Below are 26,915 nucleotides of genomic sequence, written 5' to 3' on the forward strand. Positions count from 1 at the left end.
GGCCTCCGGACACGCCGAGGGGCCGTACGGCGCGGGCACGCCGTACGGCCCCTCGGATCGTCCGGAGGCGAAGCGTCCGCCCGGGGCGGGCACGCCCGGACGGGTGTCGCCCCGGAAACGGGCGATCGTCCGGGAACGGGCGGGGCGGCTCAGATCTCCGCGGCCCAGCACCCGGCGGGTCGGACCTCCGTGGCCCAGCCCTCGGGGAGTCAGACCTCGGGAGGGTCAGACCTCGGCGGGGTCGAACTTGTAGCCCAGCCCCCGGACGGTGAGGATGCAGCGCGGGTTGGAGGGGTCGGACTCGACCTTGGCCCGCAGCCGCTTGACGTGCACGTCCAGGGTCTTGGTGTCGCCCACGTAGTCGGCGCCCCAGACCCGGTCGATGAGCTGGCCCCGGGTGAGCACCCGCCCGGCGTTGCGCAGCAGCACCTCCAGCAGCTCGAACTCCTTCAGGGGCAGCTGTACCGGCTCACCGCGTACGGCGACGATGTGACGGTCGACGTCCATCCGGACCGGACCGGCGGCCAGCACCGCCGACTCCAGCTCCTCCACGTCGCCCTGGCGGCGCAGCACCGCGCGGATGCGGGCCACCAGCTCTCGCGAGGAGAAGGGCTTGGTGACGTAGTCGTCGGCGCCGAGCTCCAGCCCGACGACCTTGTCGATCTCGCTGTCCTTGGCGGTGAGCATGATGACGGGCACGTTGGAGCGCTGCCGGAGGGAGCGGCAGACCTCGGTACCCGGCAGACCGGGGAGCATCAGGTCGAGCAGCACCAGGTCGGCGCCGTTGCGGTCGAAGGTTTCCAGCGCCTCCGGCCCGGTGGTGGCCACTGCCACCTCGAAGCCTTCCTTGCGCAGCATGTATGACAGGGCGTCGGAGAACGATTCCTCGTCCTCGACAACGAGCACGCGAGTCACTGCGCGGCCTCCAGGGGAATCGTGACTGTTGCTGGTTCCGTGACCGCCATGCCGCCGAAGGCGGGCAGGCGGAGGGTGAAGGTGGAACCGGAACCTTCCTTGCTCCACACCGTGACCGCCCCGTTGTGGGAGGCGGCCACGTGCTTGACGATGGCCAGGCCGAGGCCCGTGCCACCGGTCGCCCGCGAGCGTGCCGCGTCGACGCGGAAGAACCGTTCGAAGATCCGTTCCTGGGCGCTCTCGGGAATGCCGATCCCCTGGTCGCTCACGCTGATCTCGACGGATTCGGTGTTGGGGCCCGCCGCGCGGGCGCTGACCACGACCCGGGTGTGCTCGGGGCTGTAGGCGACCGCGTTGTCGATGAGGTTGCGCAGGGCGGTGACGAGGAGCTCGTCGTCGCCCCATATCCGCAGGCCCTCGACCCCACCGGCGACGAGGGTGATGTCCTTGGCCGCCGCGGTGGTGTTGCAGCGGTCGATGGCCTCGTGCACCGCCTCGTCGATCAGGACCGGGCCCGGGGTGGGGATGGGCTCGGCGCCCTGGATACGGGAGAGGGTGATGAGGTCCTGGACGAGGTAGGTGAGCCGGGCCGCTTCGTGCTGCATGCGGCCGGCGAAGCGGGTGACCGCCTCGGGGTCGTCGGCGGCGTCCTGGATGGTCTCGGCCAGCAGCGACAGCGCGCCCACCGGCGTCTTGAGCTCATGGCTCACGTTGGCCACGAAGTCGCGGCGCACCGCCTCGACGCGGCGGTGCTCGGTCTGGTCCTCGGCGAGGACGAGCACCTGGCCGTGCGAGCCGAGCGGGGCGACCCGCACCGCGAAGTTGGTCGACTCCTGGCCGAACTTGTGGCCGGCCACCTCGATCTCGCTCTCGCGGATCTCGCCGTCCCTGCGTACCTTCCTGGCCAGGGCGAGCAGCTCGGCCGCCATCAGGTGATCTCCCTTGACCAGGCCGAACGCGCGTGCCGCCGAGCTGGCCCGCAGCACGCGGTCCTCCTTGTCGAGCACGACCGCCGAGGACGGCAGCACGGCCAGCACCGAGGCGACCCCCTGCGGCAGCGCGCCGGGCTCGACGCCGTCAACCGGTGTCATCGCACTCCGCTGTCCATGGTTATGGCGGACGACCATCACGGCCAGCGCTCCCACGACGAAACCGGCCAGTGCGGCCAGGCTCGCCATCAGCTCACTCACGTGGTCCTCCCGTAGGCTTCACGCCTCGATGGTAGGTCGGGCTTTTCCCATTGAGGACTGCCAAGGGGGCATGACCACGGCCTTTCCCATAAAGTTCACTTTACGGTCGAGGTTCGTTCACCGTTACCGCCCTACGGTGAGTCCCATGCGCGACGCCTATCACGAAGAACTCGACGCCCTCACCGAGCGGCTGGTCGAGATGACCCGGCTCGTGAGGTCGGCGATATCGCGGGCCACCACCGCCCTCCTGGACGCCGACATCCACCTCGCCGAGAGCGTCATCTCGCAGGACGAGGAGGTCAACCGGATCTTCGCGGAGATCGAGGCCTCGATCTTCGACCTGATGGCCAGGCAGCAGCCCGTGGCCGTGGACCTCAGAATGATCATCGCGGCACTGCGGATGGGCACCGACCTGGAGCGCATGGGCGACCTCGCCGAGCACGTGGCCAAGATCGCCCGGCTTCGCCATCCCGAGTCCGCCATCCCGCCGGAGGTACGCTCCACCATCCTGGAGATGGGGCAGATCGCCGAGCGTCTCGTCACCAAGACCGGCAGCTGCATCGCCTCGCGTGACGTGGAGTCGGCCCTGGAGCTGGAGTCCGACGACGACGCCATGGACAAGCTGCACCGGAGGCTGTTCAAGGTCCTGATGGCCCCCGACTGGAAGTACGGCGTCGAACCGGCCATCGACGTGACACTGATCGGCCGCTACTACGAGCGCTACGCCGACCACGCGGTCCGCGTCGCGCACGACGTGGTCTACCTGGTGACGGGCTCCCGCCCTCAGGACGCCTCCGCCTTCTGACCCCCGCCGCCCCTCACGAACGTCTTCGCGACAAGCCCGAGAGACAGGGAGGGCCCGCCGGATCCGGCGGGCCCTCCCTGTTCTCGTCTGTTCCGGATGGCTTTCTTCGGTTCCGGGATGCCGGGGCTACTTGCCCTGGTTGGCCACGGCCTCGATGGCGGCCTCGGCGGCGGTGGGGTCGAGGTACTGCCCGCCCTTGGTGACCGGGTGGAAGGCGTCGTCCAGGTCGTACCGGAGGGGGATGCCGGTGGGGATGTTGAGCCCGGCGATCTCGTCGTCGCCGATCCCGTCCAGGTGCTTGACCAGCGCCCGGAGCGAGTTGCCGTGCGCGACGACCAGCACGTTCCTTCCCTGCGCGAGGTCGGGCACGATCTGGTCGTACCAGTACGGCAGCATGCGCTCGACGACGTCCTTGAGGCACTCGGTCCTCGGCATCAGCTCGCCCGGCAGGAGCGCGTAGCGGGCGTCGCCGGCCTGGGAGAACTCGTCGTCGTCGGCGATCGGGGGCGGCGGGACGTCGTAGGAGCGGCGCCAGAGCATGAACTGCTCGTCACCGAACTCGGCGCGCGTCTGCGCCTTGTCCTTGCCCTGCAGGGCGCCGTAGTGGCGCTCGTTGAGCCGCCAGGACCGGGAGACCGGCAGCCAGAGCAGGTCCGCGGCGCCCAGCGCGAGGTTGGCCGTCTGGATCGCCCTGGTCAGCAGGGAGGTGTGCACCACGTCGGGACGCACCCCCGCGTCGAGCAGCAGCCGCCCGCCGCGGCGCGCCTCCTCCTCGCCCTTGGCCGAGAGCCCCGCGTCCACCCATCCGGTGAACAGACCCTTTGCGTTCCACTCACTCTCACCGTGCCGAAGCAGCACCAAAGTCGACATGCCGACAAGCTTAGTGGGCGCTTGCTCGGCGTCTCCGGCGCTCCACCCGGCCTGGACCCGGCCTGGACCCGGCCTGGACCCGCCCCGGCCCGCCGGCGGACCCGGCCGCCCCGGCCCTCGGAACCTGCCTTCGAGGGTTCGGAACGGTGGGACGGGGCGCCCTCAGCGCTCGGGGTCGGCGAAGCGGGCGAAGGCCTGGAGGTTGGCGAGCGACTCGCCGCGCTTGGCACGCCACTCCCACTCGCGCCGGATCGAGGAGGCGAAGCCCAGCTCCAGGGCGCGGTCGAAGCCCTCGTCGGAGTAGGTGAGCACGCATCCGAGAAGGCGGTCGACCTCCTCGTCGGTGACCGCCTCCAGCGGGACACGGCCCACGAGATAGACGTCACCGATGGGATCGAGGGCGAAGTGCACCCCGTACATGGAGCCGTTCTTGGTGAGGAGCCAGCGGTAGAACTCGGCGTGGTTCTCGTCGGGCTGACGGCAGAAGAACGCCTCCACGTGCAGTGCCTGGTCGCCGACGATCAGCCAGGTCATGGTGGCGAGCTTGTGCTGGCCGGGGAGCTTCACCAGGAAGGCCCCCGGCCGGGGCTGCTCGTAGGAGGCGTCCGCGCTCTTCAGCGCCGCCTCGATCACTTCACGCATGGGGTCAGCTTACGAGCGGGCCTCACACGGACAACGCGCCATCCGCTTCGCGGGCGCCCCGCGTGCGGGACTCGCGGGCGGGCCTTCAGGAGTTGACCGCGATCGGGAGGCGGTGCAGGTTCGTCATCGCCCCGGCGTAGACGTCCGCCAGCCGGGCCGCGGTCGCCGACCAGCCGAAGGCCGCCGCGTGGGCCACCGCGCCCGCCGACAGCGTCTCCCGCCAGGCGGGCTCGTAGACGAACCGGCGGAGCACCCGCGCCCAGTCATGGGCGTCGTGCCCCTCGACGAGCACCCCGGACACCCCGTCGCGTACGGCGGTGCGCAGCCCGCCCACGGACGCGGCGGCGACGGGGGTGCCGCAGGCCTGGGACTCCAGGGCCACGAGGCCGAACGACTCGTTGTGGGAGGGGACGACGGTCACGTCGGACGCGCGGTACCAGTCGACCAGCTCGTGCTGGGGCGTGGGGGGAACGATCCTGACCACGTCGGAGATCCCCAGCGAGGCGGCCACGTCGGTGAGGTAGGAGGGCCTGGCCAGGCCGTTGCCGCTGGGGCCGCCGACGCAGGCGACGACCAGCCTCGACCTGAGCGAGGGGTCGTCGATGAGCATCCTGGCCGCCGCGCGCAGCAGCACGTCCGGGGCCTTCAGCGGCTGTACGCGGCCCACGAACAGCAGCACGTGGGCGTCCTGCGGCAGTCCGAGCCTGTGGCGGGCCGCGTCCTGGGAGGCGGGCTGGAAGACCCTGAGGCTCACGCCGGGGTTGACGACCTCGACGCGGGCCGGGGCGGCTCCGTACAGCTCGACGAGCTCCCTGGCCTCGGTCGGGGTGTTGGCCACCAGGCGGTCGGCGACGTCCACGACCTGCTGCTCGCCCAGCACCCGGGCGGCCGGCTCCGGCCTGTCGTCGGCGGCGAGCAGGAGGTTCTTCACCTTGGCCATGGTGTGCATGGTGTGCACCAGCGGCAGGCCCCAGCGTTCCTTGGCCAGCCAGCCCACCTGGCCGGAGAGCCAGTAGTGGGAGTGGATGACGTCGTAGCGGCCCGGCTCGTACATGGCCTCGGTGCGCAGCACCCCCGACAGGAAGGCGCAGAGCTGGCCGGGCAGGTCGCCCTTGTCGAGCTCCTCGTACGGCCCGGCGGTGACGTGGCGGACCGAGACGCCCGGGACGATCTCCGCGACCGGTGGCAGGTCCCGGGATGTCTGCCGGGTGAAGATCTCCACCTCCACCCCGAGTTCGGCCAGGCGTTTCGCCACTTCGACGATATAGACGTTCATCCCGCCCGCGTCCCCGGTCCCCGGCTGGTCCAGGGGGGACGTGTGCATGCTGATCGTCGCGACCCGGTTGACCCGCCGTCGCCTCACCGACACCACCTCCGAGAGGGCTCAACCATGGAAAAATCCGCAACATTCCCGACACATAGCTGCACCAGGTACGGGCGGGGAGGCCCCGGCGGTTCCTGGCAGGATGGGGGTCCATGAAGAGGACAGCTGTGGTGACAGGGGCCAGCAGCGGGATCGGCGAGGCGACGGCCCGCAGGCTCGCCGCCGAGGGCTTCGAGGTGGTGGCCGCGGCGCGGCGCAGGGAGCGGCTCGACGAACTGGCCGCCGAGGTGCCCGGCATCCGCCCGGTCACCCTGGACGTGACGTCACAGGAGTCGGTGGACGAGCTGGCCGCCTCGCTCCAGCGCTGCGACGTGCTGGTGAACAACGCCGGGGGCGCGATCGGCCTGGAGCCCGTGGCGAGCGGGAAGGTCGCCGACTGGCAGCGGATGTACGACGTCAACGTGATCGGCACGCTCCGCATGACCCAGGCCCTGCTGCCCAGGCTGATCGAGTCGGGCGACGGCGTGCTGCTGATGCTGACCTCGGTGGCCGGGCTCGTCTCGTACGAGGGCGGCGGCGGCTACAACGCGGCCAAGCACGCGCAGACCTCGATGACCGAGGTGCTCAGGCTGGAACTGGTCGGTCAGCCGGTCAGGATCGTCGAGGTCGCCCCCGGGATGGTCCACACCGAGGAGTTCTCGCTGAACCGCTTCCGCGGCGACTCGGCCGCCGCCGGACGGGTCTACGAGGGCGTGCCCGGCCCGCTCTCCGCCGACGACGTGGCCGACGCCATCGCCTGGTGCGTGACCCGCCCGGCCCACGTGAACGTCGACCGCCTCGTCATCCGCCCCCGGGCCCAGGCCGCCCAGCACAAGGTCCACCGCGTCTGATCGTGCGGAAGCCAACGGAGAAGCCGGTAGGGGCGATCACCAGGGGGACGACCGGGCACAACCGCCTGCGGCGGGCCGACCGCTGGGTCGTCGCCGCGCACGGCCGCCTGCTGCGCTCCGCCGTCCGCCCGCTGGTGGTCGACCTGGGGTACGGGGCCTCGCACACCACGACCCTGGAGATGTTCCTGCGGCTGCGCGCGGTCTGCCCCTCGGTCGAGGTCGTCGGCGTCGAGATCGACCCGGCCAGGGTGGCGGCTGCCAAGCCGTACGAGCGGCCGGGACTGTCGTTCACGCTGGGCGGCTTCGAGCTGCCGGTGGCGCGGCCGCCTCTGCTGATCAGGGCGTTCAACGTGCTGCGGCAGTACGGGGAGGCGCAGGCGTGGGAATACTGGGCGATGCTCTCCGAACGGCTCGCGCCGGGCGGGGCGATCGTCGAGGGCACCTGCTCGGAGGTGGGCCACCGCGCGGTCTGGGCCGGGCTCGACCGCTCGGGGCCCCGGACGCTCACCCTCTCGGCCCGTTTCGACGCCTTCGAGCGCCCCTCGGACCTGGCCGACCGGCTGCCCAAGACGCTCATCCACCGCAACGTCCCCGGCGAGCCCGTCCACGCCTTCCTGCGCGACTTCGACCGGGCCTGGGCCGTCAACGCCCCCCTGAGCTCGTACGGCTCCCGGCAGCGCTGGATCGCCGCGGCCGAGACGCTCGCCGGGACCTGGCCGCTGGCCGGGCACCCGCCGCTGGGCGGCCGGGCTCGCTGGCGGCTCGGCGAGGTCACCCTTCCCTGGGCCGCGGTCGCCCCGAGGTGACCCGGAAACATTGGTAAGGCAACCCTAAGTTGCTTACGTATATTTGGTAAAGTCCGCGTATGGCAGAACTGCGGTTCGTGGTGGACCCCGAACTCACCCCGGCGCTCACCGACGAGCTCGTCGAGTGCTGGACCGAGGTGGTCAACGCCGGAGGGTCGGTCGGCTTCGTCCCCCCGGTCACCTCCGACGACATCCTGGAGACGGCGGCCGCCACCTTCGCCGCCTGCGACACCACCCGCGACAACCCCGACCATCTGCTCGTCGGGTTCGACGCGGAGGGCCGGGTGGCGTGCTGGCTGGTCCTGGGTGACGGGAAGTCGTGGCTGCGGGCGCACTGGCGCTGGGTGTGGCGCGTGATGGTCGATCCCAAGCACCAGGGCAAGGGCTACGGGACTCTGCTCATGCGCGCCGCCGACGACGCCGCCCGCGGCCTGGGCGTGGAGGCGCTGCACCTGACGGTCCGCGGCGGCACCGGGACCGAGGGCTTCTACGGCCGGTTGGGATACGTGGAGGTCGGCCGGATCCCGCGGGCGATCCGCCTCGCTCCGGGGGACGACCGGGACGAGATCTACATGGTCAAACAGCTGTGACACAGGTCACTCGACAACCCGTAGTACTACCCCTCGTGGTGCGGGAGTTAGGCTTGGATGCGTGAAGGGTCTCGGCGAGCTTGAACGCAGCATCATGGACATCATCTGGGCACAGCCATCTCCCGTGACGGCACGGGAGGTCGGGCGTCTGATCGCCGACCGCGACCTGGCGCCCACCACCGTGATGACCGTGCTCGACCGGCTCACCCGCAAGGGGTTCCTGCTCCGCACCCGGGACGGGCGCGCGTGGCGGTACGCACCGGCGGAGAGCCGCGACGCCTACGTCGCGGAGCTTATGCTGGAAGCGCTGGATATGACCGGTGACCGGTCGGCGGCCCTCACCCGGTTCGCCCAGGCCGTCACCGGCACCGAAGCCGACATCCTGCGCAGGGCCCTGACGGACCTGGAGGAGCTGGAGGACGAGTAGATGACCGCGGCAGCCCTGGCGACGCTCGCCCTGGTCTGCGCGGTCGGCGCCTGGCGCTTCACCCGGGCGCGGTGGACCTACCGCGCCCCGCACGTGGCCATCGTCCTGTGGCAGGCGCTGGGGGTCACCTGGGGCCTGGCCGGGACGGGCGCCCTGCTCGGCTACGCGCTGAAGCCCTATGGCGAGGGCGTGCTGCACGGGCTGCGCGAGTTCGCGGCCTCCTCGCTCGCCGGCGGACGCGGGTTCCCCCAGCCGTACGAGCTGCCGAGGATCATCGCGCTCGCCGCCGGGCTCACCGCGCTGGCCGTGCTGATCCTGGTGCTTCTCGCCGCGGGCGCGCAGACGTTCCGCGCCCGCCACCGCCACCGCACCCTGCTCGCCCTGATCGCCAGGGAGGACCCGGTGGTCCCCGGCGTGCGGGTGCTCGACCACCCGGGCGCCACCGCCTACTGCGTGCCCGGCCTGCGCTCCCAGGTGGTGGTCAGCGAGGGGGCGCTCAAGCTGCTCTCCGCCGACGAGCTGAGCGCGGTGCTCGCCCACGAGGCCGCCCACGTGCGCGAGCGGCACGACCTGGTGCTGCTGCCCTTCGCCGCGCTGCGCCGGGCGCTGCCCTGGTCGCGCGTGGTCAAGGACGCGCAGAGCGAGGTCGGCCTGCTCGTGGAGATGGCCGCCGACGACGTCGCCCGCCGCTGCTGCTCCGCGCGCCGCCTGGCGACCGCCCTGCTGCGCTTCGGCACCGCGGGCGCCGTCCCGGCCCCGCACGGCGCGCTGGGCGCCGCGAACTCCACCGCCGCCGTGATGGCGAGGGTGGAGCGCCTGGTGAACCCGATCCCGGTCCTGCCGCGCGGGATCCGCTACGCCATCGTCGCCTTCTCCGTCGCCCTGACATCGTCGGCGCCGCTGCTCTGGCTGGTCCCGTACTGAACTTCGCGCCGTGGCCCGTAGCGGGCCCGCGCCGGGCCCCGCCGGGGCCGCTGCCGCGTCGACCCGCCTTGAAGATGCCGCGTTGACCCGCCTTGAAGGTGGGGCGTTGACCCGCCTTGAAGATGCGACCGGCCCGCATACCGAACCCGGGTCTCACCCTGGAGTTCCGGCCGGATTCGTCCGGCTATAGCCAAACTCACCCCAAAGTGCTTGCAAGTGTTAGCCAACCCGTTTGCAATAGCAAGCACAATGCGGCAGACTCGGTCCATGGCACTACCCAAGGTCGGCTCGATCGGTGAGTACATCCGCGAGCAGCGCACGCACGCGAAGATCTCCCTGCGACAGCTCGCCGCGGCGGCGGGGGTCTCCAACCCCTACCTGAGCCAGATCGAGCGCGGGCTGCGCAAGCCCAGCGCCGAGATCCTGAACCAGATCGCCAAGGGCCTGCACATCTCGTCGCAGGCGCTCTACGTCCAGGCGGGCCTCATCGAGGAGCGCGAGCCGGACAGCGACGTGCTGACCGCGATCAGGGCCGACCACCTCATCACCGAGCGCCAGCGCCAGGTGCTGATCGACATCTACGAGTCGTTTCGCAAGGAGAACCAGCAGGCCGAGGCCCCGGACGACGACGCGCAGACCTCCCAGAAAGCACGTCTCGCACCGGAGCCCCGGCGGGGTGACGCGGACTCCTCGCCTGACGACGAGGCGCCGCTCCCCGGGGAATACCTCACCGCGTTGAAGCCCTACGCGGTCCCCCCGAGCAACGGCCACATCACCGAGGAAACCAAGGAAGGTTAACCCATGCCCATCACCGCCGAAGTCAAGAAGCTGGCCGAGTCCAAGCCGTTCTACGCCGTCGCCGGGGCCGGCGACTTCGCCGTCGAGAAGCTTCTCGAGCTTCCCGAGCAGATCCAGAGGCTGCAGGGCCGCCGCGAGGAGATCCGCGAGGCCGCGAAGGACCTCCCGGAGAGGGCCAGGCAGCTCGCCGGCAAGGCCGAGGGATACGCCAAGGACTTCCCCGTGAAGGCGCGCGACTACGCCGACCAGATCGCGGGCAGGGCCAACGAGCTCTACGAGGAGTTCGCCAACCGCGGCCGCAAGGTCGTCTCCAAGACCAGCGGTGAGATCGCCCTGGAGCTGGAGGAGGTCTCCGAGGCCGCCGAGCCCGCGATCGCCTCCGCCCGGACGCCCAAGAAGGGCACCCGCGCCTCGAAGCCCGCGACCGGCAGGTCCACCACGACCGGCAGGTCCACCGCCGGCGGCAGGTCCACCCCTCCCAAGGGCTGAGCGAGTCCCTCGCGGACTCCGGTTCCACGGCCCGCCCCGGGCGTCGTCTCCGGTGCGGGCCTTTCGACGTTCGAGGGCCCGCGCCCGGCGAGGGCGGGGAAGCGGGCCGGCACGAGCGGGCGCGAGAACGGGCCGCCAAGGTCGGCCGGTACGGGCCGAGGACGCCGCGAACGGGGCTTTCGGCATTAGGCTGAGGGAGACCGGCGAGGCGAACGTTCTGGAGAGACGATGATCGAAATCCACGGTGCCCTGGACCTGGTCTTCTGGATCCTGGCCGTCGGAGTGTTCGCGCTGTCGGGCTGGGCGCTCGTGCACGCGGTGAAGACCCCGGCACGGGCGTTCGCGGTCACCGGCAAGCAGACCAAGAACCTGTGGCTGGTCATCCTCGGGCTGGCGGCCCTGTTCGGCTTCGCCGCCGCCGTGCAGTACCTCAGCGTGCTGAGCATCTTCACGATCGCGTCCGTCATCGCCTCGGGCATCTACCTGGCCGACGTGCGTCCCGCCGTGCGGGAGATCGGCAAGGGCGGCGGCAACCAGGGGCCGTACGGACCCTGGTGAACCGGTCCCGGGCCCGTCGTTTCGCGCGGGCCCGTGGACGGCTCAGGAAAACCGGGTTGCCCGGCGAGGTTCCGGCCGGTAGACACACCGGATGATGTTCGCGCGCAAGCCCACGCTCGCCGGAGAGCACGTGACGCTCCGGCCGGTCGGTCCCGAGCACGTGGACGGCCTCTGGGAGCTGGTCAACGACCCCGAGACCGTCCGGCTGACCGGCTCGCACGGCAAACCCGACTACGAGGGGCTCAAGGCCTGGTACGGCTCGCGGGGCGAGCACGGCGACCGGCTGGACCTGGCGATCTGCACCGCCGGGGACGACGCCTACGTGGGCGAGATCGTGCTCAACGAGCTCGACGCCGACAACCTCTCCTGCAACCTGCGCATCGCGCTGATCGGCCCTCGGGCGTACGGCAGGGGGTACGGCACCGAGGCGATCCGGCTCACCCTCGACCACGTCTTCCGCACCACGCCGCTGCACCGGGTGGCCCTGGAGGTTTACGCCTTCAACGAGCGGGCAGCGCATGTCTACCGCAAGATCGGCTTCGTCCAGGAGGGCGTCTGCCGTGACGCTCTGCGCCTAAACGGGGAATGGTATGACTCCGTAATCATGGCGATACTTGCCCCTGACTGGGTTGTCAGGGAAATTTGACATACACATGGTGATTTTTCGGAAACATCTTTTGACACTTCCGAAACAATGCTAGGTTCACTGGGAGCGCTCCCACCTGTGCAGGATCTTGGTGTGGAGGAAGTTATGACCGATCTACCCACACTTGCCCAGGTCGCCGCAGAGGCAGGGGTCTCCCCCGCCACAGCGTCCAGGGTACTCACCGGTTCAGTCAGAGTCAGCACGTCGACTCGTAGGCAGGTGCATGACGCAATATCGCGTCTCGGTTACGTAAGACATCGCGCTCCCCGGGGCGGCTCCGGTCGCCGATCCGACCAGGTCGTGGCCATCGTGGTCTGCGAACCCGCGCACCGGCTCTTCACCGAGCCATTCTACGCGCGGATGATCACGGCTGCGGAGGAGGTCCTCACCGGGCACGGCGTGCCACTCGCCGTGATGACCGCCACGGCGGCCACCTCCACCATCGCCACGCCGCCGCTCGTCGCCGGAGGCATCGACGGCGTCCTGCTGATCGGCGCACGTGACAGGCATCCGCTCGTGGTGACCCTGGCCGCCTCGGGCATTCCGGTACGGAGTGCGGGCCGTCCCCCGGACGGCATCGACCTCCCCCACGTCGACATGGACAACCGCGACGGCGGCCGGCAGGCGGCGGAACACCTGCTGCTCGGCGGACGGAGGTCCATCGGCGTCATCGCGGGCCCACCCGCCCTTCCGGCCGCCCGCGACCGGCTCGAAGGGTTCATGCAGACCCTCTCCCTGGCCGGGATGACCGGCGTGCCGGTCGCGTACGGCGACTTCAGCCATACGTCGGGGGTGCACGGCATGCAGTGGCTGCTGCGCAGGATGCCGCACGTCGACGCGGTCTTCGCCGCCTCCGACGTGATGGCGGCCGCCGCGCTGCAGACCCTGCGCCGGGCCGGCCGCCGGGTGCCGGAGGACGTGGCCGTCATCGGGTTCGACGACGCCCCCGCCGCCCGGCGGACCTCTCCCACGCTCACCACCGTCCGCCAGCCGGTGGAGGAGTTCGCCGCGCTCGCCACCCGGCTGCTGCTGCTCTCGATGAGCTCGGCCGGTGCTCCCCGTGACAATCCCGTCCTCCCCACTGAGCTGGTGGTCCGTGAGTCCGCCTGACCAGGTCGGGCTTCGCGCGGGAGACGTGCTCACCCGCAGGTACCTGTTGCTGGAGCGGATCGCGTGGGGTGGCATGAGCGTCATCTGGCGCGCCTTCGACCAGTCGCTCCAGCGGATGGTCGCCGTCAAGCTGCTCGACGGCGAGCTGGGCGTCGACCTGGGGGAGCGCGAGCTGATCCGCAGGGAGGCGCGTGCCACCGCGCGCCTCATCCACCCCGACGCGATCGAGGTCTACGACTACGGGGAGACCGTGACCTCGCACGGTCGCCTGGCCGCGTACGTCGTCATGCGCCTGCTGGAGGGGCGCCCGCTGTCGGACCGGATCAACGAGGGCCCGCTGCCGTGGGCGGAGGCGGCGACGATCGCCGCCAGGCTGGCCACCGTGCTGGCCGCCGCCCACGAGCGGGGCATCGTGCACCGGGACGTCACCGCCGAGAACGTGCTGCTGACCTCGGCGGGCGCCAAGCTGCTCGACTTCGGCATCGCGGCGTTCATCGGGGAGGACGCCGACGACCGGGCCTCCGACTACGGGACCCCTCCCTACGTGGCGCCCGAACGGCTCACCGGCACGGTCGCGGACCCGGCGAGTGATGTCTACGCGCTGGGCGTGCTGCTGTTCGAGATGCTCACCGGCGATCCCCCGTACCCGGAACGGACCTGGGAGGAGATCGAGAACGTCCGCCGGGAGGGACCGCCGCCGGTGGCGGAGGTGCCGGGCATGCCCGCGCGGATCAGCGCGCTCTGCCAGGTCTGCCTGTCGCACCGGCCCGAGGCCAGGCCCAAGGCGCAGGAGGTGGCCGACGACCTGGCCGCGGCCCTCAGGCCCCCGGCCACGGCCCCGGTCCACTGGACGCGCGCGCACGGGCTGGTGGGCTGGACGGTGGTCGCGACGGTGGCGGCCCTGCTCGCGGGTCTCCTGGTGTGGAGCCGGATCTCCGGCTCCTACGAGGAACAGGTGGCAGCACCGGGTCGAGGGACGGCACCGCCCACGGTCCTCGACCCCACCACCGCCTATCCCGAACCGGGCACGACGCCGCGCCCCAGTCCCTCTCCGTCCGGTCCCGTCCCCAAGCGGGGCGGGCAAGCGGCGGAACCCGCACCGGGAGTGGAGGCGATCCCCTTCTCCACCCCCAATCTCAACCAGAGCGTGCGGCGCTTCAACGCGGTGCTGGCGAGGGGGGAGGACGAGGGAAGGATCCGCCCGGACGTGGCCTTGGACCTGCGGCAGGTGCTGGCCAACAGCGTCTGGGGCTCCGGCGACCTCGCCCCGATCCGGGGAAAGATCGCCGACCGACACCGGGAGGGCTCGCTGCCCGACGACTTCCGCCACGCTCTGGAGGCTCAACTCCTGCTCGTGTCGGTCGCGCTGGCCGGCTAGAAAGACGAGACGTACGGCTAAGCCCCCTCGAATTCGCCTCGGGTGGAGGGGGCTTAGGTTTCGGCCGCCGGGGCGCGATCTCGAAGCCTGCGGCCGGGCCGTGCGGTGCGCGGTTCCCGCCGGCCCTTCGAACGCCGAGCCTCCCACGGGCATGCCCGGCCCTCCCGCTACACCGGCCGGTGAAACTTTCACCTCGTACCCGGCGGGGCGATCGTCGTACAGGGCGAGATGGGAGGGGTCGCGACCGCCGTGGAAAGGCGCCGGCGGCCCTGGCGGCGGTTGACGGGACCGGGGTGGGCGCCGAACCATGGCGAGCGCGACCGGCCGCACCTCTCGATCGCGGGGCCCTCCCCTCGCGTACAGCTCCCGTCCTCGAAGGGCTCTTGATGAAAGTCCTGCGTGTTCGCAGGTGGTCGGCGGCGCTCGCGGCGCTCGTGGTCACCTCGGCGCTGGCGGTCGCGCTCGGCTCCTCCCCGGCCGGTGCCGCGGGTGGAACCGGCACCGGCTACCTGCGCACCTCCGGCAACAAGATCGTTGACAGCACGGGCGCGACCGTCCGGTTGACCGGCATCAACTGGTTCGGCATGGAGACCGACAACAAGACCTTCCACGGGTTGTGGTCGAACAACCCGTGGAGGGGCCAGATCGACAAGATGGCCTCGCTCGGTTACAACACCCTTCGCGTGCCGTTCTCCAACGACGCCCTCAAGCCCGGCGCGGTGGCCAGCGGCGTGAACGACTTCGTCAACCCGGACCTGGTCGGCGACAGCCCGCTGCAGATCCTCGACAAGGTCATCGCGTACGCCGGAAGCAAGGGCATGCGGATCATCCTCGACCGGCACCGGCCGACCGCGGCCGGGCAGTCGCCGCTGTGGTACGTCGCCGCGACGCCGGAGAGCACCTGGATCAACGACTGGAAGGCACTCGCCCAGCGGTACGCGGGCAACACCACCGTCATCGGCGCCGACCTGCACAACGAGCCGCACGCCGAGGGCACCAATCCGGCCGCCACCGGGGCGTGCTGGGGCTGCGGGGACACCGCGCGCGACTGGCGGCTGGCCGCCGAGCGGGCGGGCAACGCGGTGCTGTCGGTCAACCCCAACTGGCTGATCTTCGTCGAGGGTGTGAGCTGCCCGAGCGGGGGCCTGTCGAACGTCTGGGACAACGACCCGAGCAACGACGAGGACTGCGGCTGGTGGGGCGGCAACCTGTCGAAGGCCGGGGAGTTCCCGGTGCGGCTGAACGTGGCCAACCGGCTGGTCTACTCGCCGCACGACTACGCCACCTCGGTCTACCGCCAGGCGTGGTTCGACGCGCCGAACTATCCGGCGAACATGCCCGCGATCTGGGACAAGTACTGGGGCTACCTCTACAAGCAGAACATCGCCCCCATCATGCTCGGCGAGTTCGGGACCACCATGCAGGCCGCCGTGGACAAGGTCTGGCTCCAGGAGCTGATGAGGTATCTGGGCACCGGGGTGAACGGGATGTCGTTCACCTACTGGTCGTGGAATCCCAACTCGGGTGACACCGGGGGCATCGCCAAGGACGACTGGACCTCCATCAACCAGGACAAGCAGGACATCCTCCAGCCGTACCTGATCCCGCCGGTCGGAGGCGGCGGCACGCCCACCCCGACCCCCACACCGACCCCGGGGACCACGGCCTGCGAGACGTCGTACGCGCTCACGAACTCCTGGCAGGGAGGCTTCCAGGCCGCGCTGACCGTGAAGAACACCGGCACCTCGGCCTGGAACAACTGGTCGGTGAGCTGGACCCTGCCGTCCGGGGTGACGCTCGGCAGCGGCTGGAACGCCACCGTCACGCAGAGCGGGACCACCTTCACCGCGAAGGCCCCGGGCCACGCCGCCAACCTCGCGGCGGGTCAGTCCGTCGTCGTCGGATTCACCGCCAACGGGCCCTCCACCCCCGGAGCGTCCGGAATCACCTGCGTCTGATCCCCGACTCCCCGTTCCACGGAACCGTCGAGGGCGTGCCGCCGAGCGGCACGCCCTCTCGTGGTGTGAACCGTGGCCGGGGCAAGGACGCGTCCCCTCGTCGCGCGGACGCGGCCTTCTGCCGCGCGGACGCGGCTTTTCGTCGTGCGGACGCCGTCTCCGCCGCCGGATCCGTCCCCGCCGGAATATCCCGGGCACCCTCACAAACAGCAACATAGCCATATCTCTCTTATATGCCTCGATAACTACACAATAAAGCATCCCGCATGTCGTATAACAGATACGACACCGCCGATCAGTAGGGTCAGAAAAAATGGCGCATCATCGGCAATGCGCCTGGACGGAGAAATACCAAAAGAAAAGGACAGCACTGTGACAAGAGTTGGTCACTCGCGTATCGTTTCGCGAAATACCGCCCGTTCCTGGCTGGCCGGGGTCCTGACCGTCACGGTCGCGCTGGGCTGCGTCGCCGCGACACCGCGGGTGGCGAGCGCGGCGACGGCACCGGACCTTCTGACGGCCGCGGACTACGCGGTCCTGGCGGGGACGACGGTCACCAACACCGGCCCCACCGTGGTCACCGGGGATCTCGGGGTGAGCCCCGGGTCGGCGGTCACCGGCTTCCCGCCCGGCGTCGTGGTCGGCACCATCCACTCCGCCGACGCCGACGCCGCGCAGGCCCAGGTCGACCTGACCGCCGCCTACAACGACGCGGCGGGACAGGCCGTCGACGCCACCCTCCCGACGGAACTGGGCGAGACCACCGTGACACCGGGCGCCTACGACTCCGCCGCGGGCACCTTCGAGATCACCGGGGAGCTGACGCTCGACGGGCAGAATGACCCGAACGCCGTCTTCATCTTCAAGACCGCCTCCACCCTGGTCACCGCGTCCGCCAGCTCGGTGAACCTCATCAACGGCGCCCAGGCGTGCAACGTCTTCTGGCAGGTCGGCAGCTCGGCCACACTGGGAACCGGCTCCAGCTTCGCCGGGAACATCCTCGCGCTCACCTCGATCACCGCGACCACCGGTGTGAACGTCAACGGCCGCCTCCTGGCCCGCAACGGCGCCGTCACCCTGGACACCAACCTCGTCACGCTGGCCAACTGCGCGGGCCCGCCGGCGAGAGAGGACAGGACAACCGCCACCACGCTGAGCGCGGCGTGCACGACGGGAGTGCCGGGCCAGCTCACCCTCACCGCGACCGTCACGACCCCTGGGCCGATACCGCCCACGGGACCGGCCGAGTTCTTCTCCAACGGGGTGAGCCTGGGCACGGCCCCGATCGACGGAAACGGCCGCGCCACCCTGTTCGTGACCAGCCTCGAAGCGGGCAACTACCTCGTGGCCGCCTTCTTCCGCAACGTGGACCTGGATGCCAGCGCCTCGCCGCCACTGCCCTTGATCGTCGGCCCGAACGGCCTCTGCCCGGCACCGGAACCGGCGGCGGCGGCGAATCGGAAGGACAAGGACCGTCAGAGCATCAGAAACAACCAGAGCAGTGGCAACGCGATCAAGATAAGGGATCGCAAGCGCAAGCATCACCGCCACCACTCGTGGGTCAGGTGCTGCCGCCACCGGCGCTAGCGCCCCGTGCCGGGAGCTCACCCGGCACATCCGTGCGCCGGTTCGCGTGCCGTCCCCGGGCCCGTCCGTGTCCGGCCTTCCCGCGTTTCGAGACCATCGAGGGCGTGCCGCCAGGCGGCACGCCCTCTCGTCGTGGAAACGGACCCGCGAACGCCGCTGGACCGTGGTCGGCGGAACGACATCCCACTGAATATCGCCACAAACAACAACATGACCGCATTTTCATTTGTCCACGAATAAGTAACGCGACAAAACAACCCGCATGTCGTACGGCGACCACGACGCCGCCGATCAGTAGTCTCGGAAAAACGGCGCATCATCGGCAATGCGCCTGGACGGAGAAATACCAAAAGAAAAGGATGAAACCGTGACAGTCATTGGTCACTCCCATATCGTTTCGCGAAATACCGTCCGTTCCTGGCTGGCGGGAGCCGTGACGGTCGCGGTCGCGCTGGGCTGCGTCGCCGCGACACCGCGTACGGCGAGCGCGGCGCACGCGGCAGGCACGGCGAGCACGCCGGCACCGGTACCGGTGGCGCTCGGCGCGGCCGCGGACTTCGCGGTCCTGGCGGGCACGACGGTCGCCGGCACCGGAGCCACCGTCGTCACCGGCGAGGTCGGGGTGAGCCCGGGCTCGGCGACCGCCGGATTCCCGCCGGGCGTCGTGGTCGGCGCCGTCTACCTGGACGACTCCGTCGCCGAACAGGCCCAGGAAGACCTGGCCGTCGCCTACGCCAACGCGGCGAGGCGACCCGGCACCGCCTCCCTCCCCGCGCAGCTCGGCGGGACCACGGTGGCGCCGGGCGTCTACAACTCCATCTCGGGCGCCTTCCAGGTCGGCGGGGAGCTGACCCTCGACGGGCGGGGGGATCCGAACGCCGTCTTCGTCTTCAGGGCTCCCGCTCTGGTCACCGCGCCCGCCAGCACCGTGCGGCTTGTCAACGGCGCCCAGGCGTGCAACGTCATCTGGCAGGTCGGCGGTTCGGCCGCGCTGGGGGCCGGCTCCCGCTTCGCCGGGAGCGTCCTCGCGCTGACCTCGATCACCGCGGCCAGCGGCGCGACCGTGAACGGCCGCCTTCTGGCCCGCCTGGGCACCGTCAATCTGGACGGCGCCACCGTCACACGATCCGCCTGCGCGGCCGTGCCGCACCGGAAGACCATCACCAAGCTGGCCGCCTTCTGCGATCCGGGAGCGCCGGGTCACCTCACCCTCATCGCGACCGTCACGACCTCGGGGGCGGCCCCCGCGACCGGGCCGGTCGAGTTCTTCGCCAACGGGGTGCGCCAGGACCAGTCCCCCTCGGACGCCGCCGGCCACGCGAAACTGATCGTGAACAAGATCCCGCCGCGCACCCATGAGTTCGTGGCGGCCTTCGCGGGCACGAACCGGCTGGAACCCAGCGCCTCATCGGTGCTGACCGTGCCCGTCGGCCCCGAGGGCATCTGCCCGGCGCCGCCGGCGGGTCCGGCCGCTCCCGCTCCCGCCGCCACCGCCGGCGACGGCGGAAAGGGCCGGGACGCCGTGAGGCGTCCGCGCAGCTACACCCTGTTCGGGCCGAAGCACCGCGAACGCAAGCGTCACCACCCACGATTCCGGCAGCATCGCCACGCGCGCTGACAGAACGGGCCGGAGAACTGTGAACCCGCCCCACCGGCCGGCGGCCGGTGGGGCGGGCCGCCGGCGGGCGTCGCGTGCGGTTCAGGTGAGCTTGTCCTTGAGCTTGCCCAGGGGGCCGGCCTCGGTGCCGAGGGCCGGGCCGGCCGGATCGCCCATGCTGCCGTCGTAGGTGGCGTACAGCTTGGGGTCGGGCGGCGGCGCGGTGGCGGGACCGCCGAGTGGCTGGGGATCGAGGAGGTAGGAGAACTCGTGACGGCCGTCCGGCTGCGGGCCGGATGCCCAGCCCCCCAGCGTCCCCTCGGTTCCCTCCGACAGGTCCCAGATCGCCGAGGCGTGCTCGGCGTACTCCTCGTCGAACAGGTCGTCCGGGACGATGACGTCCTCCAGGCCGTCGGTCTGGAGCTCCTCGATGGCCTTCAGCCACATGTTCTGGTGCAGGGTGTCGCGGGCCAGGTTGAACTTGAGCATGTCCCGCACGCCCGGGTCGTCGGTCATGTGGTAGAGCCGCGCGGTCTGCAGGCGGCCCTGGGCCTCGGCGGCGACGTTGGCGCGGAAGTCGGCCAGCAGGTTGCCGCTCGCCACGATGTAGCGGCCGTTCCAGGGGTAGCCGTTGCTGTCGGCCAGCAGGGCACCGCCTCCGGAGACGATGACCTGCTGGGGGTCCATGCCGCCCAGCACGGCACCGACCACGGGGTCGGCGGCGGCCATCTTCGTGGTCGCGGTGGCGGGCGCTCCCTCCAGGAGGCGGGCGATCATGGTGGCGATCATCTCGACATGACCGATCTCCTCGGTCGCGATGTCCATGATCAGATCCTTGTACTTGCCGGACATCCGGCAGTTCCAGCCTTGCATCAGGTACTGCATGGTCACGGTCATCTCGCCGTAGGCGCCGCCGATCAGTTCCTGGAGCTTGTGGGCGTAGACCGGATCGGGCTTCTCCGGCTTGGCCTCGAACTGCAAATGTTTGGTGTGCAGGAACATCAACCGCTCCTCGGCTCGGGCCCCGGGTGGAGCCGTCCGGGACCGCACGCCGCCTGCCGGCGGAAGGGCGCGACCCCGCTGGTGAACATGGCGGGGGTCACGTACGAATCCCACCAGACCCACCGGTGGACCGACAGGAGCGACACACTCGTACACATCAGTCGCGATCCAAAATTTCCATCAGATCGTCATCGGTCCCGGCGGGCACGGAACGCGGCGGCGGTGAGGGCCGGAACGCGCATCCACAAGCAAGCACTCGGCTGGCAAGATCAAAAGTCATGAAACTTTCATGGTTCGCGAAAAAGGCCGTCCGGATCGCAGCAGCCTGGCGGCATGGGCCGCGAAACATCGGCGTAACCGGGGGCGCATGCCATTGACATCCCGTTCACCGTCTCCAGAATCCCTTATGGGAGCGCTCCCACCCCCTCTCTCCCTTGCTTGATCCGATGCGGCGCCACCACCAGCGACTTCGCATCGATCCCCACTCACGGAGGCCCATTTCATGCATTTGTTCCCCATCAAAGCGGGAGCGCTCCCACGCTTCCGGAGACGGATCGCCGCGCTGGCGCTGCTCAGCCTGGCGGCCGGGACGACCACCGCCCTGGCAGCCTCCCCGGCCATCGCCGCCGTCTCCTGCGACGTGACGTACACCACCAACGACTGGCAGGGCGGCTTCACCGCCAACGTGTCGATCAAGAACCTGGGCGACCCGCTGACCGGCTGGACCCTCGGGTTCAACTTCCCGACGACCACCCAGAGGGTCTCCCAGGGCTGGAGCGCCACCTGGGCGCAGAGCGGCCAGGCCGTCACCGCCCGGAACCTCGCCTGGAACGGCAACCTGGCCACCGGCGCCTCGACCAGCATCGGTTTCAACGGCACCTGGTCCGGCTCCAACCCCAAGCCGGCCGCCTTCACGATCAACGGCACCACCTGCGGCGGCACCCCCGTCAACCAGCCGCCCACGGTGAGCATCACCAGTCCGGCGGCCGGGGCCACCTTCGCCGCGCCCGCGACGGTGCCGATCACCGCGAACGCGGCCGACAGTGACGGCACCGTCGCCAAGGTCGACTTCTTCAACGGCACCACGCTGCTGGGCACCGACACCACCGCGCCGTACGCCTACAACTGGACGGGCGTCGCCGCCGGGAGCTACTCCATCACCGCGAGGGCCACCGACGACAAGGGCGCGGTCACCACCTCCGCCCCGGTGGGGATCACCGCCACCGCCGACTCGGCCCCCGCCGTGGTCGTCACCCCGGCCACGATCGCCGTCCCCGAGGGCGGTTCGGCCAACCTCGCGGTCAAGCTCTCCAAGGCCCCGTCCGCGAACGTCACCGTGACGACCGCCAGGACGAGCGGCGACACCGACCTGACCGTCGCCTCCGGCGCGTCGCTGACCTTCACCACCGCCAACTGGAACACGGCCCAGACGGTACGGGTCGAGGCGGCGGAGGACGCCGACGAGACCTCGGACAGCGCCGAGTTCACCTCCACCGCCACCGGCCACACCGCGGCCAAGGCGACCGCCACCGAGGTCGACAACGACTCGACCGGCGGCGACAACGAGTACATCCAGCGCTTCACCGAGATGTACAACAAGATCAAGGACCCGGCGAACGGCTACTTCTCGCCGCAGGGCGTTCCCTACCACTCCGTCGAGACCTTCCTCGTCGAGGCTCCGGACCACGGGCACGAGACCACCTCCGAGGCCTACAGCTACTACCTGTGGCTGGAGGCGGCGTACGGCAAGGTGACCGGCGACTGGACCAAGTTCAACGAGGCCTGGGCCTCGATGGAGAGGTACATCATCCCGGCCACCGCCGACCAGCCGACCAACGCCAACTACAACCCGTCCAAGCCGGCCACGTACGCCGGTGAGTGGGACGACATCAAGCAGTACCCGTCCAGGCTGGACGGCGGCGTGAGCGTCGGCGTCGACCCGATCGCCAACGAGCTCAAGACGGCGTACGGCACCAGCGACGTCTACGGCATGCACTGGCTGCTGGACGTGGACAACACCTACGGCTTCGGCCGCTGCGGCGACGGGACCACCAAGCCCGCGTACATCAACACCTACCAGCGCGGCCCGGAGGAGTCGGTCTTCGAGACCATCCCGCAGCCGTCCTGCGACACCTTCAAGCACGGTGGCCCGAACGGGTTCCTGGACCTGTTCACCGGTGACAGCTCCTACGCCAAGCAGTGGAAGTACACCAACGCCCCCGACGCCGACGCCCGCGCCGTCCAGGTCGCCTACTGGGCGCACACCTGGGCCAAGGAGCAGGGCAAGGAGGCCCAGGTCTCGTCCACGATCTCCAAGGCCGCGAAGATGGGCGACTACCTGCGCTACGCGATGTACGACAAGTACTTCAAGAAGCAGGGCTGCACCAGCACCTCGTGCCCGGCCGGAACCGGCAAGGACAGCTCGGCCTACCTGCTGAGCTGGTACTACGCCTGGGGCGGCGCCTACGACACCTCCGCCGGCTGGGCCTGGCGGATCGGCTCCAGCCACAACCACTCCGGCTACCAGAACCCGATGGCCGCGTGGGTGCTGTCCAGCGTGGACGCGCTCAAGCCCAAGGGCGCGACCGCCGTGCAGGACTGGACCACCAGCACCAAGCGGCAGATGGAGTTCTACCGCTGGCTCCAGTCGACCGAGGGCGCGATCGCCGGTGGCGCCACCAACAGCTGGCAGGGCCACTACGCGGCCCCGCCGTCGACGCTGCCCACCTTCTACGGGATGGCCTACGACTGGCAGCCGGTCTACCACGACCCGCCGTCCAACCAGTGGTTCGGCTTCCAGGCGTGGTCGATGGAGCGGGTCGCGGAGCTGTACTACGCGACCGGCAACGCCGACGCCAAGATCGTGCTGGACAAGTGGGTCAAGTGGGCCACCGACAACACCACGATCAACGCCGACGGGACCTACCAGATCCCCTCGACGCTGGTGTGGACCGGCCAGCCCGACACCTGGAACCCGAGCAACCCGGGCACCAACTCCGGGCTGCACGTGAGCATCAGGGACTACACGACCGACGTGGGCGTGGCGGGCTCGTACGCCAAGGTGCTGATGTACTACGCGGCCAAGTCCGGCAACGCCACGGCCAAGGCCGTCGCCAAGGGCCTGCTCGACGGCCTGTGGAGGAACAACCAGGACGCCAAGGGCGTGTCGGTCACCGAGACCAAGGCCGACTACAGCCGCCTCAACGACCCGGTCTACGTGCCCCCGGGCTGGACCGGCAAGATGCCCAACGGCGACACGATCAACTCCAGCTCGACCTTCATGTCCATCCGGTCCTTCTACAAGAACGACCCGGACTGGCCGAAGGTGGACGCCTACCTGAAGGGCACCGGCCCCGCGCCGTCCTTCAACTACCACCGGTTCTGGGCGCAGGTGGACGTCGCCGTCGCCCTCGCCGAGTACGGCCGCCTCTTCCCCTGACCCCCCGTCCCCGGGTCCGGCTCTCCCCCGGGCCGGACCCGGGCCCGACCCGAGCCCGAGCCGAACCTGGCCCGGGCTCCACCCCCTGAGACCTCGGGGCGTGGTGGCACCCCTGACCTGCTGCCACGCCCCGAGCACCACCTCCGAGAGGCACACCCCCCATGAAGAGAAGCTTGGCGGCGCTCGCGCTGCTGGCGCTGGCGGCCGTGCCGGTGACGGTGCCCGCCACCGGTGCCCAGGCCGCGGCGCCCGCCTTCGCGTACGGCGAGGCGCTGCAGAAGTCCATCTGGTTCTACGAGGCCCAGCAGTCGGGGACGCTGCCGAGCTGGAACCGCGTCAGCTGGCGCGGTCCGTCCGGGCTCGGCGACGGCCAGGACGTCGGCCTCGACCTGACCGGCGGCTGGTACGACGCGGGCGACCACGTCAAGTTCGGCCTGCCGATGGCGGCGAGCGCGACGATGCTGGCCTGGGGCGCGGTGGAGTACCGCGACGCGTACGCCTCCTCCGGGCAGCTCACCCACCTGCTGAACAACCTCAAGTTCGTCAACGACTACTTCATCAAGGCCCACCCGTCGGCGAACGTGCTGTACGGGCAGGTCGGCAACGGCGGCAAGGACCACGCCTGGTGGGGCCCGGCCGAGGCGATGCAGATGGAGCGGCCCGCGTACAAGATCGACGCCTCGTGCGGGGGATCGGACCTGGCCGGGGAGACGGCGGCGGCGATGGCGGCCTCATCGATCGTCTTCCGCCCGACAAATCCGACTTATGCCGACACGCTGGTGACGCACGCCAAGCAGCTCTACACCTTCGCCGACACCGTGCGGAAGAAGTACAGCGACTGCATCACCGACGCGTCCGGGTACTACCAGTCGTGGAGCGGCTACAACGACGAGCTCGTCTGGGGCGCGATCTGGCTGCACCGGGCCACCCAGGACGCCTCCTACCTCGCCAAGGCGGAGTCGTACTACGACAACCTCGGCACCGAGCCGCAGTCCACCACGAAGTCCTACAAGTGGACGATCGCCTGGGACGACAAGTCCTACGGCGCCTACGTGCTGCTGAACAAGCTGACCGGCAAGCAGAAGTATCTCGACGACGCCAACCGCTGGCTCGACTTCTGGACGGTCGGGGTCAACGGGCAGCGGGTGAGGTACTCCCCGGGCGGGCAGGCCGTGCTCGACCGGTGGGGGTCGCTGCGCTACGCGGCCAACACCTCGTTCGCGGCGCTGGTCCACTCGGACTCGATCACCGACGCGACGCGTAAGGCGAGATATCACGACTTCGCGGTCAGGCAGATCAACTACGCGCTCGGCGACAACCCGCGCAACTCCTCGTACATGATCGGGTTCGGCGCGAACCCGCCGAAGAACCCGCACCACCGCACCGCGCACGGCTCGTGGACCGACCAGATGACCAACCCGGTCGAGACCCGCCACACCCTGTACGGCGCCCTCGTCGGCGGCCCGCCCGACCCCAACGACGCCTACACCGACAAGCGCGACGACTACGTGATGAACGAGGTCGCCACCGACTACAACGCGGGCTTCACCAGCGCCCTCGCCCGCCTCTACCGCGAGTACGGCGGGGCCCCCGCCGCGAACTTCCCCGTGGCGGAGACCCCCGACGGCCCCGAGATCTTCGTGGAGGCCGGGGTGAACGCCTCCGGCTCGGCGTTCACCGAGATCAAGGCCATCGTGCGGAACCAGTCGGCCTGGCCGGCCCGCCCGCTGACCGACGGCTCGTTCCGCTACTACTTCACCCTCGACGGCAGCACGACCGCGAGCCAGGTCTCCGTGACGTCCGCCTACAACCAGTGCAAGGCCCCGACCGGGCCGACCCTGCTGTCCGGGAAGACCTACTACGTCACCATCGACTGCTCGAACACCTCGATCGCCCCGGCGGGGCAGTCGCAGCACCGGCGCGAGGTGCAGTTCCGCATCGCCAGCACCGGGACGTGGGACCCGTCCAACGACTGGTCGTACACCGGCATCGCCACCACGCCGGGCGCGACCCCGGTGCGGGCGCAGAACATGACGGTCTACGCGGGCACCACGAAGGTGTGGGGCAACCCGCCCGGCGACGAGCCGGCGGACACCGTGGCGCCGTCGCGGCCGGGCAAGCCCGCCGTCTCGGCGATCACCGCCACCGGCGCCACCCTGACCTGGACGGCCTCGACCGACAACGTGGGCGTCAGCGGCTACGACGTCTACCGGGGAACGACGAAGGTCGCCACCGCCACCGGCACCTCCCACACCCTCACCGGGCTCACCCCGGCGACGGCGTACACCGTGTCCGTGGTGGCCAAGGACGCGGCCGGCAACTCCTCCACCGCCTCCGAGAGCACCGCGTTCACCACGACGACGGCCCCGGAGGACGACACCGTGGCGCCGTCGCGGCCGGGCAAGCCCGCCGTCTCGGCGATCACCGCCACCGGCGCCACCCTGACCTGGACGGCCTCGACCGACAACGTGGGCGTCAGCGGCTACGACGTCTACCGGGGAACGACGAAGGTCGCCACCGCCACCGGCACCTCCCACACCCTCACCGGGCTCACCCCGGCGACGGCGTACACCGTGTCCGTGGTGGCCAAGGACGCGGCCGGCAACTCCTCCACCGCCTCCGAGAGCACCGCGTTCACCACGACGACGGCCCCGGCGGGCGGCTGCACGGCCACGTACACGGTCATCAGAGACTGGCAGGGCGCCTTCCAGGGCGAGGTCACCGTCAAGAACGAGGACACCTCGACGATCACCGGCTGGACGGTGACCTGGAGGTTCCCCAACGGCCAGACGATCAGCCAGCTCTGGAGCGGCGCGCACACCCAGACGGGAGCGGACGTGTCGGTCAGGAACCTGGCCTGGAACGGCACACTCGCCCCGAACGCCTCGACGTCCTTCGGCTTCACCGCGAGCCAGAACGGCACCAACGGCGTCCCCTCCCCGGTGGCCTGCACCACCGGCTGACCCCCGT

At 70.3% G+C, this 26,915-nt stretch carries 23 protein-coding genes; 17 read left to right on the top strand and 6 right to left on the bottom strand.

What is annotated here, in order from left to right; genetic code table 11:
* Window positions 1-225 precede the first annotated feature (225 nt).
* Both ACTOQ1_RS24715 and ACTOQ1_RS24720 read right to left on the bottom strand, forming a co-directional pair.
* The gene (locus tag ACTOQ1_RS24715; RefSeq protein WP_362678267.1) at window positions 226-915 is read right to left on the bottom strand and encodes a response regulator transcription factor; all 690 of its coding nucleotides are present in this window, start codon (window positions 913-915) and stop codon (window positions 226-228) included.
* Window positions 912-2,093, bottom strand: a complete 1,182-nt coding sequence (locus ACTOQ1_RS24720) for a sensor histidine kinase (protein WP_440070564.1) — start codon at window positions 2,091-2,093, stop codon at window positions 912-914. The genes ACTOQ1_RS24715 and ACTOQ1_RS24720 overlap by 4 nt, the downstream gene beginning before the upstream one ends.
* A 157-nt stretch (window positions 2,094-2,250) precedes the next feature.
* Here ACTOQ1_RS24720 and phoU point away from each other — a divergent pair, with 157 nt between their 5' ends.
* Window positions 2,251-2,910: a phosphate signaling complex protein PhoU gene (phoU, locus tag ACTOQ1_RS24725; protein ID WP_440070402.1), complete on the top strand. Its 660-nt coding sequence runs from the start codon at window positions 2,251-2,253 to the stop codon at window positions 2,908-2,910.
* Between the two features lie 126 nt (window positions 2,911-3,036).
* Here phoU and ACTOQ1_RS24730 read toward each other — a convergent pair whose 3' ends face one another.
* The 3 genes from ACTOQ1_RS24730 to mshA all read right to left on the bottom strand — a co-directional run bounded on the left by ACTOQ1_RS24730 (window position 3,037) and on the right by mshA (window position 5,791).
* On the bottom strand, window positions 3,037-3,780 hold the full coding sequence (locus tag ACTOQ1_RS24730) for a phosphoglyceromutase (RefSeq protein ID WP_440070403.1): 744 nt from the start codon (window positions 3,778-3,780) through the stop codon (window positions 3,037-3,039).
* A gap of 162 nt (window positions 3,781-3,942) precedes the next feature.
* Window positions 3,943-4,422 carry a YbjN domain-containing protein gene (locus ACTOQ1_RS24735; RefSeq protein WP_440070404.1) on the bottom strand — a complete coding sequence of 160 codons (480 nt, stop codon included), beginning with the start codon at window positions 4,420-4,422 and terminating at the stop codon, window positions 3,943-3,945.
* Between the two features lie 85 nt (window positions 4,423-4,507).
* A complete protein-coding gene (mshA, locus tag ACTOQ1_RS24740; RefSeq protein WP_440070405.1) occupies window positions 4,508-5,791 on the bottom strand; it encodes a D-inositol-3-phosphate glycosyltransferase in 1,284 nt (427 codons plus the stop codon).
* A 107-nt stretch (window positions 5,792-5,898) separates the two neighbouring features.
* Between mshA and ACTOQ1_RS24745 the strand changes: the two genes are divergently transcribed.
* From ACTOQ1_RS24745 to ACTOQ1_RS24810, 14 genes are all read left to right on the top strand, one after another.
* Window positions 5,899-6,636: an SDR family oxidoreductase gene (locus ACTOQ1_RS24745; protein ID WP_440070406.1), complete on the top strand. Its 738-nt coding sequence runs from the start codon at window positions 5,899-5,901 to the stop codon at window positions 6,634-6,636.
* 2 nt (window positions 6,637-6,638) lie between these two features.
* Window positions 6,639-7,442: a class I SAM-dependent methyltransferase gene (locus tag ACTOQ1_RS24750; RefSeq protein WP_440070407.1), complete on the top strand. Its 804-nt coding sequence runs from the start codon at window positions 6,639-6,641 to the stop codon at window positions 7,440-7,442.
* A gap of 59 nt (window positions 7,443-7,501) precedes the next feature.
* Window positions 7,502-8,032, top strand: coding sequence for an N-acetyltransferase family protein (locus ACTOQ1_RS24755; RefSeq protein WP_440070408.1), 531 nt, complete (start codon window positions 7,502-7,504; stop codon window positions 8,030-8,032).
* 61 nt (window positions 8,033-8,093) lie between these two features.
* Window positions 8,094-8,459: a BlaI/MecI/CopY family transcriptional regulator gene (locus ACTOQ1_RS24760; protein ID WP_362678251.1), complete on the top strand. Its 366-nt coding sequence runs from the start codon at window positions 8,094-8,096 to the stop codon at window positions 8,457-8,459.
* Complete coding sequence (locus ACTOQ1_RS24765; protein ID WP_440070409.1) at window positions 8,460-9,383, top strand: M56 family metallopeptidase; 924 nt, start codon at window positions 8,460-8,462, stop codon at window positions 9,381-9,383.
* A 267-nt stretch (window positions 9,384-9,650) separates the two neighbouring features.
* Window positions 9,651-10,181 (top strand): helix-turn-helix domain-containing protein, encoded by a 531-nt coding sequence (locus tag ACTOQ1_RS24770; protein ID WP_440070410.1) that lies wholly within the window; start codon window positions 9,651-9,653, stop codon window positions 10,179-10,181.
* A gap of 3 nt (window positions 10,182-10,184) precedes the next feature.
* Window positions 10,185-10,670, top strand: coding sequence for a hypothetical protein (locus ACTOQ1_RS24775; RefSeq protein WP_440070411.1), 486 nt, complete (start codon window positions 10,185-10,187; stop codon window positions 10,668-10,670).
* A gap of 228 nt (window positions 10,671-10,898) precedes the next feature.
* Window positions 10,899-11,228: a DUF2516 family protein gene (locus tag ACTOQ1_RS24780; protein WP_329089733.1), complete on the top strand. Its 330-nt coding sequence runs from the start codon at window positions 10,899-10,901 to the stop codon at window positions 11,226-11,228.
* 91 nt (window positions 11,229-11,319) lie between these two features.
* Window positions 11,320-11,874, top strand: coding sequence for a GNAT family N-acetyltransferase (locus ACTOQ1_RS24785; protein ID WP_440070413.1), 555 nt, complete (start codon window positions 11,320-11,322; stop codon window positions 11,872-11,874).
* Window positions 11,875-11,979: 105 nt separating this feature from the next.
* Window positions 11,980-12,984: a LacI family DNA-binding transcriptional regulator gene (locus ACTOQ1_RS24790; RefSeq protein WP_440070414.1), complete on the top strand. Its 1,005-nt coding sequence runs from the start codon at window positions 11,980-11,982 to the stop codon at window positions 12,982-12,984.
* Window positions 12,971-14,362 carry a serine/threonine-protein kinase gene (locus ACTOQ1_RS24795; protein ID WP_440070415.1) on the top strand — a complete coding sequence of 464 codons (1,392 nt, stop codon included), beginning with the start codon at window positions 12,971-12,973 and terminating at the stop codon, window positions 14,360-14,362. Before ACTOQ1_RS24790 ends, ACTOQ1_RS24795 begins: the two co-directional genes overlap by 14 nt.
* Window positions 14,363-14,748: 386 nt before the next feature.
* Window positions 14,749-16,320 carry a cellulase family glycosylhydrolase gene (locus tag ACTOQ1_RS24800; RefSeq protein ID WP_440070416.1) on the top strand — a complete coding sequence of 524 codons (1,572 nt, stop codon included), beginning with the start codon at window positions 14,749-14,751 and terminating at the stop codon, window positions 16,318-16,320.
* 372 nt (window positions 16,321-16,692) lie between these two features.
* On the top strand, window positions 16,693-17,907 hold the full coding sequence (locus ACTOQ1_RS24805; protein WP_440070417.1) for an ice-binding family protein: 1,215 nt from the start codon (window positions 16,693-16,695) through the stop codon (window positions 17,905-17,907).
* A gap of 367 nt (window positions 17,908-18,274) precedes the next feature.
* Window positions 18,275-19,525 carry an ice-binding family protein gene (locus ACTOQ1_RS24810; protein ID WP_440070418.1) on the top strand — a complete coding sequence of 417 codons (1,251 nt, stop codon included), beginning with the start codon at window positions 18,275-18,277 and terminating at the stop codon, window positions 19,523-19,525.
* Window positions 19,526-19,606: 81 nt separating this feature from the next.
* Here the strand turns inward: ACTOQ1_RS24810 and ACTOQ1_RS24815 are convergent, their stop codons facing one another.
* Window positions 19,607-20,506, bottom strand: coding sequence for a manganese catalase family protein (locus tag ACTOQ1_RS24815; RefSeq protein WP_440070419.1), 900 nt, complete (start codon window positions 20,504-20,506; stop codon window positions 19,607-19,609).
* A 502-nt stretch (window positions 20,507-21,008) separates the two neighbouring features.
* Between ACTOQ1_RS24815 and ACTOQ1_RS24820 the strand changes: the two genes are divergently transcribed.
* Both ACTOQ1_RS24820 and ACTOQ1_RS24825 read left to right on the top strand, forming a co-directional pair.
* Complete coding sequence (locus ACTOQ1_RS24820) at window positions 21,009-23,945, top strand: glycoside hydrolase family 48 protein (RefSeq protein ID WP_440070420.1); 2,937 nt, start codon at window positions 21,009-21,011, stop codon at window positions 23,943-23,945.
* A 161-nt stretch (window positions 23,946-24,106) separates the two neighbouring features.
* Window positions 24,107-26,908 carry a glycoside hydrolase family 9 protein gene (locus ACTOQ1_RS24825; RefSeq protein WP_440070422.1) on the top strand — a complete coding sequence of 934 codons (2,802 nt, stop codon included), beginning with the start codon at window positions 24,107-24,109 and terminating at the stop codon, window positions 26,906-26,908.
* The last annotated feature ends 7 nt before the right edge of the window (window positions 26,909-26,915 follow it).

The sequence above is a fragment of the Streptosporangium sp. OZ121 genome, from assembly GCF_051918885.1.
Lineage (GTDB): Bacteria > Actinomycetota > Actinomycetes > Streptosporangiales > Streptosporangiaceae > Streptosporangium.

What these genes read in the sequence shown, in the direction of transcription:
- ACTOQ1_RS24770 (WP_440070410.1), top strand. Translation starts at nt 9,651, where the DNA reads ATGGCACTACCCAAGGTCGGCTCGATCGGTGAGTACATCCGCGAGCAG.
- ACTOQ1_RS24780 (WP_329089733.1), top strand. Translation starts at nt 10,899, where the DNA reads ATGATCGAAATCCACGGTGCCCTGGACCTGGTCTTCTGGATCCTGGCC.
- ACTOQ1_RS24790 (WP_440070414.1), top strand. Translation starts at nt 11,980, where the DNA reads ATGACCGATCTACCCACACTTGCCCAGGTCGCCGCAGAGGCAGGGGTC.
- ACTOQ1_RS24720 (WP_440070564.1), bottom strand. Translation starts at nt 2,093, where the DNA reads ATGGCGAGCCTGGCCGCACTGGCCGGTTTCGTCGTGGGAGCGCTGGCC.
- ACTOQ1_RS24815 (WP_440070419.1), bottom strand. Translation starts at nt 20,506, where the DNA reads ATGTTCCTGCACACCAAACATTTGCAGTTCGAGGCCAAGCCGGAGAAG.
- ACTOQ1_RS24800 (WP_440070416.1), top strand. Translation starts at nt 14,749, where the DNA reads ATGAAAGTCCTGCGTGTTCGCAGGTGGTCGGCGGCGCTCGCGGCGCTC.
- ACTOQ1_RS24755 (WP_440070408.1), top strand. Translation starts at nt 7,502, where the DNA reads ATGGCAGAACTGCGGTTCGTGGTGGACCCCGAACTCACCCCGGCGCTC.
- ACTOQ1_RS24765 (WP_440070409.1), top strand. Translation starts at nt 8,460, where the DNA reads ATGACCGCGGCAGCCCTGGCGACGCTCGCCCTGGTCTGCGCGGTCGGC.
- ACTOQ1_RS24775 (WP_440070411.1), top strand. Translation starts at nt 10,185, where the DNA reads ATGCCCATCACCGCCGAAGTCAAGAAGCTGGCCGAGTCCAAGCCGTTC.
- phoU (WP_440070402.1), top strand. Translation starts at nt 2,251, where the DNA reads ATGCGCGACGCCTATCACGAAGAACTCGACGCCCTCACCGAGCGGCTG.
- ACTOQ1_RS24735 (WP_440070404.1), bottom strand. Translation starts at nt 4,422, where the DNA reads ATGCGTGAAGTGATCGAGGCGGCGCTGAAGAGCGCGGACGCCTCCTAC.
- ACTOQ1_RS24730 (WP_440070403.1), bottom strand. Translation starts at nt 3,780, where the DNA reads ATGTCGACTTTGGTGCTGCTTCGGCACGGTGAGAGTGAGTGGAACGCA.
- ACTOQ1_RS24825 (WP_440070422.1), top strand. Translation starts at nt 24,107, where the DNA reads ATGAAGAGAAGCTTGGCGGCGCTCGCGCTGCTGGCGCTGGCGGCCGTG.
- ACTOQ1_RS24745 (WP_440070406.1), top strand. Translation starts at nt 5,899, where the DNA reads ATGAAGAGGACAGCTGTGGTGACAGGGGCCAGCAGCGGGATCGGCGAG.
- ACTOQ1_RS24785 (WP_440070413.1), top strand. Translation starts at nt 11,320, where the DNA reads ATGATGTTCGCGCGCAAGCCCACGCTCGCCGGAGAGCACGTGACGCTC.
- ACTOQ1_RS24820 (WP_440070420.1), top strand. Translation starts at nt 21,009, where the DNA reads ATGCATTTGTTCCCCATCAAAGCGGGAGCGCTCCCACGCTTCCGGAGA.